Origin of the sequence: Nocardia sp. BSTN01 (assembly GCF_015354405.1) — a bacterium.
Taxonomy (GTDB): domain Bacteria; phylum Actinomycetota; class Actinomycetes; order Mycobacteriales; family Mycobacteriaceae; genus Nocardia.
Genome location: NZ_JADKYP010000001.1, coordinates 272,160 through 287,330 on the forward strand (window position 1 = coordinate 272,160; position 15,171 = coordinate 287,330).

Consider the following 15,171-nt stretch of genomic DNA (forward strand, 5'->3'; position numbering starts at 1 on the left):
CTAGGTGGCGGATGCGCGCAATATCAGTGTCGTATCCGACGCATTCAGTACTGTTTGCGACATGGATGTGGCGGTATTCGTCGTGGACGGTGTCGGCGACCTCGGTCTCGCCGCCGTGCTGGAGGTCTTCAACACGGCGAACTCGCTCGTCGACGATCCGGAGCTGGAGCCCGAACCGTGGCGAGTACACACCGTCGCGCTCGGCGGCAGCGTCCGCTCCGGCCACGGCCATCTCATCCCGACCACACCGTTGGCCGAGGTGCCCGGCGACATCGGCCCGATCATCGTGCCCGCCGTGCTCGCGATGGATGCGGACGCGGTGGTCGACCTGATCGCCGCGCCTGCCAATCGGCCGGTACTGGAGCGCATTTCGCAGGCACACCTGGCGGGGACGCCGTTGGCCGCCGCGTGCACCGGAACCTTCTTCCTCGCCGAGGCCGGGGTGCTCGACGGGCTGCCCGCGACGACGAGCTGGTGGCTCGGCCCGGCCTTCCGCCGCCGCTATCCGAACGTCGATCTGGACGAGGGACGCATCCTGTGCCGCTCCGGTCACATCGCGACGGCCGCGGCGGCCCTGGCCCATCTCGACCTCGCATTGGCCACGGTGGCCGGACGCAGTCCCGCCCAAGCCGAACGTGCGGCCCGGATGCTGCTGGCCGGCAGCGGAGGCGAGCAACGCGACTACATCGTTCCCCAGGTGATCGCGCGCGGGAATTCACTGGTCGCGGCCTTCGAACGCTGGGTGCGCGGACATATCGCCGAGCAGTTCCTGATCACCGACGCCGCCCGCGAACTCGGTGTCACCGTCCGCAGCCTGCAGCGTGCGACACAGGCCGAAATCGGAATGTCACCACGGGACTTCGTGAACGAAATCCGCCTCGAGCGCGCCACCCGGCTGCTGCGCACCACCAATGCCACCGTGGAGGCGGTCGCCGCGCGGGTCGGCTATCTCAATGCCGGCACCCTGCGCGGACTGTTCCGGCGCCGCCGCGGCCGCAGCATCGCCGAGATCCGGGCGACCCCGATGGCCTGGCAGGACAGCGGCACTCAGTAACCGCCGAACCGCCGATGGTCGGTGGCGAAATCGTCGGCCACCGTCGCCGCCAGTTCCACCAGCGCACGCTTGGTGTTCTTGTGCAGCCGGGCCAGGTCGATCTCGGCGCCCTCGGCCAGATGCGGGTCGTACGGGATCACGTGCACGGCGCGGCACCGGGCCAGGAAGTACTCGCGCAGATGCTGAATCGCCACATTCGGTGACCCCTCGCGCGGCAGGTTGATCACCACGACGGCATTGCGCACCAGGTGATCGTGCCCGTGCAGCGAGAGCCAGTCCAGCGTCGCCGCCGCGCTGCGGGCGCCGTCGATCGCCGACGACGAGATCAGCACCAGCGAATGCGCCAGATCCAGCACACCCGCCATCGCCGAATGCATCAGTCCGGTACCACAATCGGTGAGGATGATGTTGTAGAACCGCTGCAGCACGCGCAGCACCTGGCGGTACTCGTCCTCGCTGAACGATTCCGATGCCGCCGGATCACGTTCGCTGGCCAGCACTTCCAGCCGGCTGGTGGCCTGCGAGGTGTGCCGGCGTACGTCGCCGTAACTGCGAATCTGCTGATCCAGCAACAGGTCCCGCACCGTGGAGCGGGTCTGCAGCGGCACCCGTTGCGACAGTGTGCCGAAGTCCGGGTTGGCGTCGACGGCGATCACGCGGTCACCGCGGATGGAGGCGAAGATCGAGCCGATGCCCATGGTGGTGGTGGTCTTGCCGACACCGCCCTTCAGGGACAGGGTGGCGATGCGGTAGTCGCCGCGCACCGGCTGCCGGATGCGCGCCACCAGTTCCTGCAGGCGCAGCTCCTCCGCGGACATACCCGGATTGATGGCGCCGCCCGACATGTGGTGCACCGCGCGCCGCCAGCCCGATCCGGGGGCCTTCTTCGCCCGGCGCATCGGCACATCCTCGAGCGAGGGCGTCACGCCGTTCGGTGGATACTGCTGCGGCGGCTGACCCTGCTGGTACTGCTGATACTGCGCCTGCTGCTGATGGGCCTGCGGATTGGGGGCGTGCTGATACTGCTCGGGCGAAGCGGCCTGCTGCCCCGGCATATACGGATTCGGCTGAGCGTACTGCTGCGGCTGGGAATACTGATCCGCCTGCCGTGCCGCCCACTGCTGTTCGGGACCGGTCGCCGGACCCGGCACCTGTGGCGGCGGTTGCGGTGCGCTGTGCCACTGTGCGTCCGGGGCCGCCTGGGGAATCCGAGGCTGCGACATGCCCTGGGGACCGGCGACCATCGCCGATTCGGCATTCGGAGCTGGCGGCATCGGGCCGGAATGTGCTGTGTGCGTACCGAATTCCGCAGTGGGCGGCTGCTGATACTGCGGTGTCTGTGGCGCCGCGCCGTACTGTGGGCCCGCGGCGTGGGGCGTCTGCGGCCGCGCTTCGGACTGCGCTGATGCCGCGTCGGCGCCGTTCCACGCGGCGGCACCCGCATCCGGTCCGGGCCGCACGCCGGGATCCTGTGCCGCCACCGGCTCGGAGGCGAGCCGATGCCGCCCGCTCCACTGTTGCCCCGCCGAACCGGCCGTACCGCTGTCCGCGTTACCGGCGCCGTAGAACCCGACACCGCCGACCACCGACGACGCACCCGAATCACTTTCCGGCGCATGGGCTCCCACCGTCGGCGGATGAAGAGGCCGCGTACCGGAAGTCGAATCGCCAGCGGCCGCGGCGCCGTGCGGAACTGCGGCGTTGCCGGCTGCGAAGGCATCCCAGGTGCCGGTGCCACCATGCCCCGTATCGTCCGCTGCGACGGGCAGATCCGCGCCAGAGGTATTCGCTACCGCGGTCTCGCCGGGCGCGCCCGAATCCCCGGTCGGTCGATGCGCGACCGACGCCTCCGTAGCGTCGTCGCGCCGGGGTGCGGATTCGCCCGGCGCAGGCGAGGACTCCGTCGCACGGCCGAGCCACGCGGGTGCCGCCTCCGCGACGCCCGAAGTCTCAGCGTTCGCCTTCTCGGCTGGACCACTCGCGTCCGGGGCCGACCCGACAGGGATGCTCGCCGATCCGTGTGCGGGAACGTCGGCCGGCGCCGGGGCAGCGGTACCGGCGGGTATATCGACCGAGGCGGGTCGTGTGTCCGCCGACTGCTGCGGCAGGCCCAGCGCATCTGCGGCCGGGGCGGACGCGGTGTAGTTCGACGCGGACGAAGGTTGTTGTGTACCAGCCCTGTTCGCGTCCGACGACGCACTCTCATATCCCTCCGGCACGCCCAGGCGCGGCGGCGGACCGGATCGGGTCGGGGGAGCCGGATCCGGCCATTCGGGCAGCGGCGGCGGAGTGGGGGCCGACTGCTGGGGCGGTGGCGGCAGGTCGGGCCGCCGCGTCACCCGCACGGTCATCTCCGCGTCCGCGCCGTCGGCGGCCGGGACACCAGCGCTCGACAGGTGTTGCGGTGCGGGCGGAATCGGTGGGCGGGCGGAAGCCTGCGGTGGTGCGGGAGGGCGCTCGCCGGACAGCGGCTCGGAAGGGAGGGGGCCGGGCGGCTGATTCGGAGGTGGCGTGGTCGGTTCCGGCGGCACCGCAGCAGGATTCGGCTGTGCGGTCCCGGGCGGTCGGCCGAAGTCGTGGCGCGACGGCGCTGCTGGAGTGGACGAGGAATTTGCGGTCGGCGGCTGTGCGGGAATGCGCGGCGTTTCCCCCGTGGGATGAGGCGGCGTCGATGGCGACGAATTCCACGGCCCCGGCGGCTGCTGCGGCATCGGCGGTTGCGGCTGTGCCGGTGGCTGCGCGAACTGATTCTGTTGCTGCGCACGGAAGTCGGCCGGGATCACACCCTGGATGCCGTCCGGACGGTAGCCCTCGGGTGTCTGCTGCTGCCACGGTGCGGAATCGGAGCCCTGAGAACCGTTGCCGCGCAAGGATTCCGGCCCGGGCTGCGCATCGCCCTGCGGCCGGGCGGTATCGGGCGGCCCCCACGACGGCGACCCCTCACCGACGGCCGGCTCGGCATCTGCCTTGTCCTTGCGGCGGGACTTGCGCCACTTCCGGTCGGACTCCTTCTTGTCGGACTCCGCCCGATCGTCGGATTTGCGGGAGAACAACCGCCGCGGACCGTTGTCCTCCGGGATGTATTCCTCGTGCGGAAGGTTCTCGACCGGCGCTTCGTAGCCCGTCTGCGTGACGTCGCTCTCCGACAGCCACGGAGGCAGCATGGGCAGATCGTTGTTGTTGCGACTCACGGCAGTACCTCACCGCGGTTCGTGGTCGGGGCCTCGCCGAGGATCGTGCCGATCGGGTTCGAGGGCGCTGCGTCCGTAATTCGCTCGCTGCGCACGCTCACGGGTGTCCCCCTGGGATCTGCTGGACCGATTTCCTGGACAGCCGGTAGTTTACGCGAGGGCTATCGGCCGTGACGGGCGTCCTACCCACAGCCGACGAGCCGGTCGGACGACGCGCCGCGCCGCCTGCCGGCGGGTTCGGTTGCCCCTTATTTGCGAGTCGGGAGCGTATCGAAATGGCAATCACCGCGGGCGATGATCCCCGCGCGGCCCGGTTGGGCGAACTTCCCGTCCGGCCGGTTCATCGCAAGCTCGTCGCCCTGGTCGGTCTGGGCCTGTTCTTCGATCTCTACGAACTGTTCCTCGCCGGCACCATCACCGGCGTGCTGAAGCAGCAACTGGCGCTGTCGACCTATCAGTTGAGCGGCATCCTCGCCTCGGCCTTCGTGGGCCAATTCCTCGGCGCCCTGGTCATCGGCCGGCTCTCGGACCTCTTCGGCCGGCGCCGGATGTTCATGATCAATATCGGGGTGTACGCCGGGTTCACCCTGCTCGGCGCGTTCAGCCCCAACGTCTGGTTCCTGATGGCGACCCGCGTGCTCGCCGGACTCGGCATCGGCGCGGAGATGACCGTCTCCGACACCTACCTGTCGGAGGTGATGCCGCCGCAGGTCCGCGGCCGGATGATCGCCATCGCCTACACCATCGGCTTCTGCGCGGTGCCGACCGTCGGATTCCTGGCTCGGTGGCTGGTTCCGCTGGAACCGTTCGGCACCGACGGCTGGCGCTGGCTGTTCGTCTTCGGCGGCCTCGGCGCCGCGCTGGTGTTCGTCGCCCGTCGGCACATGCCCGAATCGCCGCACTGGCAGGCCCAGCACGACAAGGCCGCGACCACCAGGGCGAAGGTGTCGTTCACCGAAATCCTGCGCGGCGCCAACCGCGGCCGCACCCTGCTGTTCTCCGCGGTGATGATCCTGCAGGTCTTCGGCTACTACGGTTTCGGCACGCTGGCGGTGCTGGTGTTGCAGCACAAGGGGTTCACGGTGGTGAACTCCCTCGGCTATCTGACCGTCACCTACCTCGGCTATCCGCTGGGTTCGCTGCTGTCCATTCCGCTGATCGAGCGCATCGAGCGCAAATATCTGGTGATGGCGTCGGCCGCGCTGATGGCACTGTTCGGCCTGATCTTCGGATTCGCCACGAGCGTGCCGCTGATCCTGCTGTCGGGCGGCCTATTCACCCTGGCGAGCAACGTCTTCTCCAATGCCCTGCACACGTATCTGCCGGAGTCGTTTCCCACGACCGTGCGTGGCACCGCCTCGGGCACGGCCTATTCTCTGTCGAAACTGAGCACCGCCGTCCAGCCGTTCCTGCTGCTTCCGCTGCTGGACAGCCACGGTCCCGGCACGGTGTTCACGGTCATCACGATCGCGCTGGTGCTGATGCTCGGATTGATCGCGGTGTGGGGCCCGCTCACTGGGCGCGGCCCGCTCGCCGACCACTAGCGACGGCACGAGGGGACCGCATTTGGCCGGATCGTGGGCGCACGGGTAAGCTTGGTCGGCGGTGCACCTGCCCGACGTCTGTGTTCATGCGAATGCGCGTAGTTCCTGTGACTGCACGTCCGCATGTGACTACGAAGAGTATGGCACCGGGTCGACTGGAGTGCACCGGTAACTGCAGTGACAAGCTAGCCGAAGAGTTGAGACCACACAGGGTTTCAGCGTAAGCGGGATCGCGGAGGATATGGCGAAGAAAGACGGGGCCATCGAGGTCGAGGGTCGAGTTGTCGAGCCACTGCCGAATGCGATGTTCCGCATCGAGCTGGAGAACGGTCACAAGGTTCTCGCGCACATCAGCGGCAAGATGCGTCAGCACTACATCCGCATCCTGCCCGAGGACCGCGTGGTCGTGGAGCTTTCTCCTTACGACCTGTCCCGCGGTCGCATCGTCTACCGCTACAAGTGAGTTTTCCGGGGAGCGATCCCCGGAGGGAGTTCGGGAGCCTCGGCTCCGGAACTCTCGTGGTATTTCGGGGTCCTGGCCTCGGGATCTGCGACAAAAGACTTCCCCAGTCATACGACTGGGGAACACCTGTGTTCACACCCGTGTGAACCACAACCAGATTGGACGGACGTGAAGGTTCAGCCGAGCGTCAAGAAGATCTGCGAGAAGTGCAAGGTGATCCGCCGTAACGGCCGGGTCATGGTGATCTGCGACAACCTGCGTCACAAGCAGCGTCAGGGCTGACCTGGACTGCACCCCGACGCAGGGGTTCACCAGCCAAGCACCGAACGCAGTTCGGATTGGCACAGAAAAGAAGACCTCCCAGCGCCAGTCGCCGTCGGCGAGCTCGCCGCCTCGGAAACGAGCGGAGAGCGGACGGACGACCTACCCCCGGAACGGAGGCCGGGGCCCCATTCGAGGGGACGGACAGGGAGCAGACCTCCGCAACAGTTAAGGAAGCTGCCACATGGCACGTCTGATGGGCGTCGATCTCCCGCGCGAGAAGCGCATGGAGATCGCGCTGACCTACATTTTCGGCATCGGTCGTACCCGCGCCAAGGAGATCCTGGACGCCACCGGCGTCAGCCCCGACCTGCGGTCGAAGGATCTCAGCGACGACGACGTCACCCGGTTGCGCGATTACATCGAGGCGTCGGAGTTCAAGGTCGAAGGTGACCTGCGCCGTGAGGTGCAGGCCGACATCCGCCGCAAGATCGAGATCGGCTGCTACCAGGGCATCCGCCACCGCCGCCACCTGCCGGTGCGCGGACAGCGGACCAAGACCAATGCGCGCACGCGCAAGGGTCCGAAGAAGACCGTCGCCGGCAAGAAGAAGTAGGGATAACCGATGCCTCCGAAGAGTCGGGCCTCCGGCCCCAAGAAGTCCCAGAAGGCGCGTCGCCGGGACAAGAAGAACGTTCCGCACGGCCACGCGCACATCAAGTCCACGTTCAACAACACGATCGTCTCGATCACCGACCCCGAGGGCAACGTGATCTCGTGGGCGTCGTCGGGCCACGTCGGCTTCAAGGGTTCGCGTAAGTCGACCCCGTTCGCCGCGCAGCTCGCCGCCGAGAACGCCGCCCGCAAGGCGCAGGAGAACGGCGTCAAGAAGGTCGACGTGTTCGTCAAGGGTCCGGGTTCGGGCCGTGAGACCGCGATCCGCTCGCTGCAGGCCGCCGGCCTCGAGGTGGGCACGATCTCCGACGTCACCCCGCAGCCGCACAACGGCTGCCGTCCGCCCAAGCGGCGTCGCGTCTAGCGGGAAAGGATTTAGCGAAAAATGGCTCGTTATACAGGCCCCATCACCCGCAAGTCGCGTCGTCTGCGTGTCGACCTCGTCGGAGGCGACCAGGCGTTCGAGCGTCGTCCCTACCCGCCCGGCCAGCACGGCCGCGCGCGGATCAAGGAGAGCGAGTACCTGCTCCAGCTGCAGGAGAAGCAGAAGGCCCGCTTCACCTACGGCGTCATGGAGAAGCAGTTCCGCCGCTACTACGAAGAGGCGAACCGTCGCAAGGGTAAGACCGGCGACAACATGCTGCAGCTGCTCGAGTCGCGTCTGGACAACGTCGTGTACCGCGCCGGTCTGGCCCGGACCCGCCGCCAGGCCCGCCAGCTGGTCTCGCACGGCCACTTCCTGGTGAACAACCGCAAGGTCGACGTCCCCAGCTTCCAGGTCTCCCAGTACGACATCATCGATGTCAAGGAGAAGTCGCTGCCGACGCTGCCGTTCCAGGTCGCTCGCGAGACCATCGGCGACCGCCCGAACGTGGGCTGGCTGCAGGTCGTTCCGAACCGGCTGCGGATCCTGGTCCACCAGCTCCCGGAACGCGCGCAGATCGATGTGCCGCTGAACGAACAGCTCATCGTCGAGTACTACTCGAAGTAAGCCGTTCGTGCTGCTGGTGGGTGAGCGCGAACGTGTTCACCCACACCCCAGTTCGTGGGCGTCAAATAGCGGGCGCCCCTGAAGGAGGAGATCCTCATGCTGATTTCACAGCGACCCACACTGGCCGAAGAGGTTTTGGCCGAGAACCGCTCGAAGTTCACCATCGAACCGCTCGAGCCGGGCTTCGGTTACACCCTCGGCAATTCGCTGCGCCGTACCCTGCTGTCCTCGATTCCGGGGGCCGCGGTGACCAGCATCCGTATCGACGGCGTGCTGCACGAGTTCACCACCGTCCCGGGTGTGAAGGAAGACGTCACCGACATCATCCTGAACCTCAAGGGCCTGGTCGTGTCGTCCGAAGAGGACGAGCCGGTCACCATGTACGTGCGCAAGCAGGGTCCGGGCACCGTCACCGCCGGTGACATCGTTCCCCCGGCCGGTGTGACCGTGCACAACCCGGACATGCACATCGCCACCCTGAACGACAAGGGCAAGCTGGAGATCGAGCTCGTCGTCGAGCGCGGTCGCGGTTACGTCCCGGCTGTGCAGAACAAGGCCTCGGGTGCGGAAATCGGCCGGATCCCGGTGGATTCGATCTACTCGCCGGTGCTGAAGGTGACCTACAAGGTCGAGGCCACCCGTGTCGAGCAGCGCACCGACTTCGACCGGCTCATCCTGGACGTCGAGACCAAGAACTCGATCTCCCCGCGGGATGCGCTGGCGTCGGCCGGTAAGACCCTGGTCGAGCTGTTCGGCCTGGCGCGCGAGCTGAACGTGGAGGCCGAGGGTATCGAGATCGGGCCGAGCCCGGCCGAGGCGGATCACATCGCCTCGTTCGCGCTGCCGATCGAGGACCTGGACCTCACCGTGCGTTCGTACAACTGCCTCAAGCGCGAGGGTGTGCACACCGTCGGTGAGCTGGTTGCGCGGACCGAATCGGATCTGCTGGACATCCGCAACTTCGGCCAGAAGTCCATCGACGAGGTGAAGGTCAAGCTGCATTCGCTCGGCCTGTCGTTGAAGGACAGCCCGGCCTCCTTCGATCCGTCGAGCGTCGTCGGTTACGACGCCGCCACCGGAACCTGGAGTGACAGCGGCTCCTTCGGCGATACCGACAACGGCGAGCAGGACTACGCCGAGACCGAACAGCTCTAGGCCTTCCGGGGTGGCAGCCCCGCTCGGCCTTTCCTAAGGAGAACAACCAATGCCCAAGCCCAAGAAGGGTGCTCGCTTCGGCGGGTCGGCGTCGCACCAGAAGGCGATCTTCGCCAATCTGGCCACGGCGCTCTTCGAGCACGGTCGGATCACGACCACCGAGGCCAAGGCCAAGGCGCTGCGCCCCTACGCCGAGAAGCTGGTCACCAAGGCCAAGGCCGGTACGCTGGCCGATCGCCGCGAGGTGCTCAAGGTCATCCGCAACAAGGATGTCCTGCACGAGCTCTTCGCGAACATCGGACCGTCGTTCGAGGGCCGCGAGGGTGGCTACACCCGCATCATCAAGACCGTGCCCCGCAAGGGTGACAACGCGCCGATGGCGATCATCGAGCTGGTCCGGGAGAAGACCGTGACCAACGAGGCCGATCGCGCTCGCCGGGTCGCCGCCCAGCAGGCCAAGTCCGAGGTCGCGGAGGACAAGGCCGACGAGGCCACCGAGGCGAAGGCCGACGAGGCTGCTGAGGCGAAGGCCGACGAGGCCGCCGAGGCGGAGTCCACCGAGGCTCCCGCCGAGGACAAGGCGGAATGAGTTGGTCCCCGCCATGTGCGGGGACCTCTCGATCTGCGTCGGGAATTCACGAGTGAGCCCGCCGTCCCCTCCGGGTCGGCGGGCTTCGCTCATGTTAACCAGGAATTGGCTGTGACCATGCAGGATCCGGCGGCAACCTCGGTTGCGGTTCGAGTACGGCTCGCTATCGCCTACGACGGTACCGATTTCACCGGCTGGGCCCGCCAGCCCGGCCTGCGGACCGTGCAGGGTGTGCTGGAGGAGTCGCTGAGCAAGGTCCTGCGCGAACCGATTCAGCTGACGGTGGCCGGCCGGACCGACGCCGGTGTCCACGCCGAAGGGCAGGTCGCGCATTTCGACACGACCGCGCTGCCCGACTACGACAAGCTGCTGCACCGGCTGGCGCGCTTCCTGCCGAAGGATGTGCGGGTCACCGGAATCCGCTCGGCCCCACCGGAATTCGACGCCCGCTTCTCCGCGATCCGCCGCCACTACGCGTACCGGCTCACCACCGCGCCCTACGGGGCTCCGCCGCTACTGGCTCGCAGTGTGGTCGCCTGCCGCCCCGGCGTCGATCTCGACGCCATGCGTGAGGCATCGCGAAAGCTGTTGGGGCTGCACGATTTCGCCGCGTTCTGCCGTCGGCGCGAAGGTGCGACGACGGTCCGCGAACTACAGCGCTTCGAGTGGGTGACGACGCCGCTCGGTCATCCCGGCGTGGCTCGAATCGGTGCCGCCGGTTCGAGCCACGGCGGCGGCGCGCTCGGGGGCCCCGAACGCGAAGCCACCATGCTGACCGCCTACGTCAGCGCCGACGCCTTCTGCTGGTCCATGGTTCGCAGTCTGGTCGGCGCGGTACTCGCGGTGGGAGAGGGGCGCCGTACTCCGGAGTGGGTGGAAAGCCTTCTCGCGGAGCGGGAACGGTCCAGTTCGGTCACCGTGGCCCCGGCCCACGGCCTGAGTTTGATCGCAGTCGACTATCCGGCCGACGCGGATCTGGCCGCCCGCAACGCCGAAACCCGTGAGATGCGGACGATTCCGTCCGCCGAGGGGTGTTGCGGCGACTGAACCGCTGATCGCGCCCCGGTCGTCCCCCGGTTCCGCGGCGGGCCGGACAGGCGGCTGCCCCGCGAGATCGCGGGGCAGCACGCAGTCGCTATTCGAGGGTCGCGCGTTCTCACCTCCTTCGTCGCCACGGTGAACCTCTGGTTTCGCCCGCGTCGACCGGCCACCTTCGACCGGTGAACAGTGTTGTGAGGGTTACGCTCTCACCCGTTGCCGGGGCGCGGGCACGCAGTGGCTGGACGGCCCGGTCGGCCGGTCAGGTGCCCTCGGAACGCCCGGCCTCGATGGTCTTCGGGCCGCGGCCCATGCCGCCGATCTCGATGCGCCGCGGCTTGGCCTTCTCGGCGATCGGCAGGGTCACCGACAGCACGCCGTCGTTGTAGGTGGCGCTGATGTTGTCGGTATCGATGCCTTCGCCGAGCGACAGCTGGCGCATGTACGTTCCCGCGAATCGTTCCGACGCGATCCATTGCACGTGCTCGTCACCGGGCAGGCTGCGCTGCGCCTTCAGCGTCAGGGTGCCGTTGTCCACGCTCACGTCGACCGAACCGGGATCGACACCCGGGAGATCGGCATTGAGGACGTAGTGGTCACCGGCCTTGAACAGATCCATCGGCATGAAACGCGGCGCGCGTGTGGTTCCGGCGGCATCCCCCAAGAGCTGCCGGGCAACGGTGTCGATGTCGTGGAACGGGTCGAACCTCAGCACAGGAATCACCTCCATATCCAGTGATGACGCCCGCCTCGGCGGCGAGCGCCGGAAGCTGTCCGATGCCAAATTTAGCACTCTCTTCGTACGAGTGCCAGATTGTGTAACCGGGAATTTTTCCGGCGCCGGGTGGAATAGTCGCCCCAGCGACGGAGTTCGCAACGACTATGACAGAGGGTGCGCGAACCACGAATATCGGCAAATTCGGCGTCTGGCGGTACTACGCCGGCTTCGAACCGGGGCAGGCTCGTGAGTTGGAGGGTCTCGGTTACAGCACATTGTGGCTGGGCGGCTCGCCCCCGGCGGATCTACCGGCCGTGGAGGCGCTGCTCGAGGAGACCGAGACCCTGACGGTCGGCACCAGCATCGTCAATATCTGGTCCGCGCCCGCCGAGCAGGTGGCCGAGTCGTTCCACCGCATCGACCGGCGCTTCCCGGGCCGCTTCATCCTCGGCTTCGGCGCCGGGCATCCCGAGCAGGATTCGGATTTCCGCAAGCCCTACGACGCGCTCGTCGACTATGTCGACGTCCTCGATGCCAACGGCGTCCCGAAACAGCAGCTCGCGCTCGCGGCACTCGGACCGCGGGTGCTGAAGCTGGCCGCCGACCGCACCGCGGGGGCGCTGCCCTACCTCGTGACTGCCGAACACACCCGGCAGGCTCGCGAAATTCTGGGTCCCGATGCGCTGCTCGTGCCCGAACACAAGATCTCGTTCAGCACCGACCCGGTCCAGGCCCGCCTGACAGCCCGCCCGCGCACGGAGGGTTACCTGAACCTGCGCAACTACGTGGCGAATCTGCGTCGGCTGGGCTTCGATGACGAGGATCTGACTCCGCCCGGCAGCGATCGTTTCATCGACGCCCTGGCCCTGCACGGCTCCGCCGATCGGATCGCCGACGCGCTGGTCGAACATCTGAAGGCCGGCGCCGATCAGGTCGCCATCCAGGTCACCGACAAGGACCACATCGGGGTGCTGCGGGAGCTGGCCCCGGCGCTCGCCGCGCGAGTCTGATCGTCTCCGCCGCGACCGCCGCGGCCGATGTCAGCGGCGGTCGCGGGGGATCTCGCCGACGCTCAGGAGCGCACCAACCGCGCGATGGCGTCGGTGGCTTCTTTGATCTTGGCATCGGCCTCGGGGCCGCCCTGAACCGCGGCATCGACCACGCAGTGACTGATGTGGTCCTCCAGCAGGCCCATGGCCACCGCCTGCAGGGCTTTGGTCATGGCCGAAACCTGGGTGAGGATGTCGATGCAGTACTTCTCCTCTTCGACCATGCGCTGCAGGCCGCGCGCCTGCCCTTCGATCCGGCGCAGCCGCTTGAGGTAGTCGTCCTTGGCGGTGATATAGCCGTGGGTGGCGTGGTCGTGCCCGGGCTGCGCGGCCGCCTCGGCCGTCCGAACCGTGTTGATCTGATCCTCGCTCACCGGCTTTTCCTCGCTCCCGCCCTGGTGGTTCATACCCCCCTAGGGTACATTATCGGAGGGGTACTGTCAGGGTAGCCGGTGCGGGGTGAGGCGACTGGGGCCGCCGCCGCGGCGTACGCGAGAATTGCGGGTATGAGTTCGGATCCCCGCCCCGCGCTGGCCATCATCGGCGGTAGCGGCTTCTACGATTTCTTCGGCGACGACGCGACCACCCTCGAGGTCGAGACACCCTATGGTGTGCCGAGCGCGCCGATCACGGTCGGAGAGGTCGAGGGCCGCCAGGTCGCCTTCCTGCCGCGGCACGGGCGCAAGCACGAGTACTCCCCGCACACGGTGCCGTATCAGGCCAATATGTGGGCGCTGCGGTCGATCGGCGTGCGGCGGATCTTCGCGCCCTGTGCGGTGGGCAGCCTGCGGGCGGACTGGGGACCGGGCACCGTGGCCGTTCCCGACCAACTGGTGGACCGGACCTCCGGCCGGGCACAGACCTACTTCGACAACGGCGGCATCCACGTCTCCTTCGCCGATCCGTACTGTGACGACCTGCGCTCGGTGGCGACGCGGGCGGCGGTGCCCGAACTGCCGATGCAATCGGCCGCCACGATGGTCGTGGTGCAGGGTCCGCGCTTCTCCACCCGGGCCGAGAGCCGCTGGTTCGCCGGACAGGGATGGGAACTGGTCAACATGACCGGATACCCCGAAGCCGTGCTCGCTCGCGAACTCGAAATGTGCTACGCCGCCATCGCTTTGGTGACCGACCTCGATGCCGGTCTGGAGGCAGGGGAGGGTGTCAGCGCGGCCGCCGTCTTCGCCGAATTCGAGCGAAACCTCGTGCCGTTCAAAACCCTGGTGCGTCGCGCGGTCGCCGGTGTCGAGGGCACGGAGACCTGCGAACACTGCACCGTGCACGCCGGGGTGGCGCTGCCGTTCGAACTGCCCTGACCGACCGCCCCACGCCGCGTCGACCGCTAGGGAGTGGCGGGTTCACGGAGATCGATCCGCGCGAGCGCGAAGTGGGGAATGCCGGTGCCGTCAGGGCCGTGGGGTAGTGGTGAAACCTCCACGTCCACGGTGATCCAGCCGCCGGTCGTATCCGCCAGCCGTAGGTTCGGCAGCGTCCACGACGGTGCGCCGGCCCGGATCGCCGTGCGCGCGGCGATGATTCGCTCCCGGTCGCCGGGATGTGGCAGTGTGCGTTCGTCCGTGCCGCCGGACCAGTCCAGTCCCGGCACCGGCGTGCTGACCCACCGGATCACCCGGACCCGTTCGGTGTCGACCACCGCCAGATACATTCCGGGATTGCGGCTGACCAGCGTCTCGACCGTGGCCGCCTCGAACGACTTCGGCTGCGGCGCAACGCTGTCGGTGACATCGGCCAGAATGCCGCGCCACAGGTAGGGATCGGTGGCCGAGTTGCGTGTCGCCATCATCAACGTGCGCAGCCCGTCCGGCGTGCGCACGCAGATGTCGCCGCACCACCGCGACCCGGGTGTGGCGCGTGCCACGATCGCGGCCAGATCCAGGGCATCGTCGAAACGTTCGACGTGTTCGAAGGATTCGGCTCCGATCCAGACGCTGCGTTTGCGATCGAATGCCGGGCCCAGACCCGCGGAACGTACTTCCGTGCGCCGGGTGCGCGCGTCGAGCAGATGGGTCGCGACCGGCGGCGGCGCGGGTGGCTCGCCGGGACCCACCCACAGTTGCACCGCGTGCACCCGGTCGTCGGGCCCGGTCAGCGCGATCGCGCAGGCGAGGTGTCCGGACCAGGCATGTCGAGACTTCGGCAGCTGTCGCTCGACCCTCTCACCGCTCGCGGCCGCGGCGGTGAGGATCGGCATCAGCCGGGTGGGAACGGTACGCGCCAACGACTTCCATCGCCGCGGTGCGGTGTCGACGGCCAGGACCGACCAGGTGGGCGGAACGTCGAGTGTTTCGATCAGCAACCAATGTCCGAGAATCACGAATTTCGCCCCCTCCTGATCGATCCGCGGCGCCCCGTCTGTCGCGGCCATCGGCCATAGCCGTCCAATATGGTGCTCGAAGATTTTCGCCCGGGGCACAGGGTATCG

The 15,171-nt window shown here is 67.8% G+C and carries 16 protein-coding genes; 12 read left to right on the forward strand and 4 right to left on the reverse strand.

All coding sequences use genetic code 11. The annotated features are described in order from the left end of the window. Nucleotides 1–61: 61 nt before the first annotated feature. Entirely contained in the window at nt 62–1,054 is a 993-nt protein-coding gene (locus IRT45_RS01045) for a GlxA family transcriptional regulator (protein ID WP_194803986.1), read from the forward strand. On the opposite strand, the gene IRT45_RS37675 is transcribed toward IRT45_RS01045, so the two are convergent. Then, nucleotides 1,048–4,245 carry an AAA family ATPase gene (locus IRT45_RS37675; RefSeq protein WP_309240746.1) on the reverse strand — a complete coding sequence of 1,066 codons (3,198 nt, stop codon included), beginning with the start codon at nt 4,243–4,245 and terminating at the stop codon, nt 1,048–1,050. The genes IRT45_RS01045 and IRT45_RS37675 overlap by 7 nt on opposite strands. Nucleotides 4,246–4,520: 275 nt before the next feature. Between IRT45_RS37675 and IRT45_RS01055 the strand changes: the two genes are divergently transcribed. The 9 genes from IRT45_RS01055 (at nt 4,521) to truA (ending at nt 10,970) form a co-directional block, all read left to right on the forward strand. Beyond that, nucleotides 4,521–5,789, forward strand: coding sequence for an MFS transporter (locus tag IRT45_RS01055; protein ID WP_194803987.1), 1,269 nt, complete (start codon nt 4,521–4,523; stop codon nt 5,787–5,789). Nucleotides 5,790–6,030: 241 nt separating this feature from the next. After that, nucleotides 6,031–6,252 (forward strand): translation initiation factor IF-1, encoded by a 222-nt coding sequence (gene infA, locus IRT45_RS01060; protein WP_003418601.1) that lies wholly within the window; start codon nt 6,031–6,033, stop codon nt 6,250–6,252. A 168-nt stretch (nt 6,253–6,420) separates the two neighbouring features. Further along, nucleotides 6,421–6,534 (forward strand): 50S ribosomal protein L36, encoded by a 114-nt coding sequence (gene rpmJ, locus IRT45_RS01065; protein WP_025347279.1) that lies wholly within the window; start codon nt 6,421–6,423, stop codon nt 6,532–6,534. 223 nt (nt 6,535–6,757) lie between these two features. Next, nucleotides 6,758–7,129 (forward strand): 30S ribosomal protein S13, encoded by a 372-nt coding sequence (gene rpsM, locus IRT45_RS01070; RefSeq protein ID WP_030513443.1) that lies wholly within the window; start codon nt 6,758–6,760, stop codon nt 7,127–7,129. 9 nt (nt 7,130–7,138) lie between these two features. After that, nucleotides 7,139–7,552, forward strand: coding sequence for a 30S ribosomal protein S11 (rpsK, locus tag IRT45_RS01075; protein ID WP_025347281.1), 414 nt, complete (start codon nt 7,139–7,141; stop codon nt 7,550–7,552). 21 nt (nt 7,553–7,573) lie between these two features. Beyond that, nucleotides 7,574–8,179 (forward strand): 30S ribosomal protein S4, encoded by a 606-nt coding sequence (gene rpsD / locus IRT45_RS01080; protein ID WP_194803988.1) that lies wholly within the window; start codon nt 7,574–7,576, stop codon nt 8,177–8,179. A gap of 96 nt (nt 8,180–8,275) precedes the next feature. Further along, nucleotides 8,276–9,334, forward strand: coding sequence for a DNA-directed RNA polymerase subunit alpha (locus tag IRT45_RS01085; protein ID WP_025347283.1), 1,059 nt, complete (start codon nt 8,276–8,278; stop codon nt 9,332–9,334). A 49-nt stretch (nt 9,335–9,383) separates the two neighbouring features. Next, nucleotides 9,384–9,923, forward strand: a complete 540-nt coding sequence (rplQ, locus tag IRT45_RS01090; RefSeq protein ID WP_194803989.1) for a 50S ribosomal protein L17 — start codon at nt 9,384–9,386, stop codon at nt 9,921–9,923. Nucleotides 9,924–10,040: 117 nt separating this feature from the next. After that, entirely contained in the window at nt 10,041–10,970 is a 930-nt protein-coding gene (truA, locus tag IRT45_RS01095; RefSeq protein WP_194804090.1) for a tRNA pseudouridine(38-40) synthase TruA, read from the forward strand. A 253-nt stretch (nt 10,971–11,223) separates the two neighbouring features. Here the strand turns inward: truA and IRT45_RS01100 are convergent, their stop codons facing one another. Beyond that, a complete protein-coding gene (locus IRT45_RS01100) occupies nt 11,224–11,676 on the reverse strand; it encodes an Hsp20/alpha crystallin family protein (protein ID WP_194803990.1) in 453 nt (150 codons plus the stop codon). 167 nt (nt 11,677–11,843) lie between these two features. Here IRT45_RS01100 and IRT45_RS01105 point away from each other — a divergent pair, with 167 nt between their 5' ends. Next, complete coding sequence (locus tag IRT45_RS01105; protein WP_194803991.1) at nt 11,844–12,689, forward strand: LLM class F420-dependent oxidoreductase; 846 nt, start codon at nt 11,844–11,846, stop codon at nt 12,687–12,689. Between the two features lie 62 nt (nt 12,690–12,751). On the opposite strand, the gene IRT45_RS01110 is transcribed toward IRT45_RS01105, so the two are convergent. Then, nucleotides 12,752–13,102 carry a metal-sensitive transcriptional regulator gene (locus IRT45_RS01110; protein ID WP_369974845.1) on the reverse strand — a complete coding sequence of 117 codons (351 nt, stop codon included), beginning with the start codon at nt 13,100–13,102 and terminating at the stop codon, nt 12,752–12,754. A 132-nt stretch (nt 13,103–13,234) separates the two neighbouring features. Here IRT45_RS01110 and IRT45_RS01115 point away from each other — a divergent pair, with 132 nt between their 5' ends. Beyond that, nucleotides 13,235–14,044, forward strand: a complete 810-nt coding sequence (locus tag IRT45_RS01115; protein WP_194803992.1) for an S-methyl-5'-thioadenosine phosphorylase — start codon at nt 13,235–13,237, stop codon at nt 14,042–14,044. Nucleotides 14,045–14,070: 26 nt separating this feature from the next. Here the strand turns inward: IRT45_RS01115 and IRT45_RS01120 are convergent, their stop codons facing one another. Next, the gene (locus IRT45_RS01120) at nt 14,071–15,114 is read right to left on the reverse strand and encodes a GAF domain-containing protein (protein ID WP_228533236.1); all 1,044 of its coding nucleotides are present in this window, start codon (nt 15,112–15,114) and stop codon (nt 14,071–14,073) included. Nucleotides 15,115–15,171: the final 57 nt, after the last annotated feature.

Coding starts and splice junctions, on each gene's coding strand:
- IRT45_RS01045 (WP_194803986.1), top strand. CDS start 62: ATGGATGTGGCGGTATTCGTCGTGGACGGTGTCGGCGACCTCGGTCTC.
- IRT45_RS01055 (WP_194803987.1), top strand. CDS start 4,521: ATGGCAATCACCGCGGGCGATGATCCCCGCGCGGCCCGGTTGGGCGAA.
- infA (WP_003418601.1), top strand. CDS start 6,031: ATGGCGAAGAAAGACGGGGCCATCGAGGTCGAGGGTCGAGTTGTCGAG.
- rpsM (WP_030513443.1), top strand. CDS start 6,758: ATGGCACGTCTGATGGGCGTCGATCTCCCGCGCGAGAAGCGCATGGAG.
- rpsK (WP_025347281.1), top strand. CDS start 7,139: ATGCCTCCGAAGAGTCGGGCCTCCGGCCCCAAGAAGTCCCAGAAGGCG.
- rpsD (WP_194803988.1), top strand. CDS start 7,574: ATGGCTCGTTATACAGGCCCCATCACCCGCAAGTCGCGTCGTCTGCGT.
- IRT45_RS01085 (WP_025347283.1), top strand. CDS start 8,276: ATGCTGATTTCACAGCGACCCACACTGGCCGAAGAGGTTTTGGCCGAG.
- rplQ (WP_194803989.1), top strand. CDS start 9,384: ATGCCCAAGCCCAAGAAGGGTGCTCGCTTCGGCGGGTCGGCGTCGCAC.
- truA (WP_194804090.1), top strand. CDS start 10,041: ATGCAGGATCCGGCGGCAACCTCGGTTGCGGTTCGAGTACGGCTCGCT.
- IRT45_RS01105 (WP_194803991.1), top strand. CDS start 11,844: ATGACAGAGGGTGCGCGAACCACGAATATCGGCAAATTCGGCGTCTGG.
- IRT45_RS01115 (WP_194803992.1), top strand. CDS start 13,235: ATGAGTTCGGATCCCCGCCCCGCGCTGGCCATCATCGGCGGTAGCGGC.
- IRT45_RS01120 (WP_228533236.1), bottom strand. CDS start 15,114: ATGGCCGCGACAGACGGGGCGCCGCGGATCGATCAGGAGGGGGCGAAA.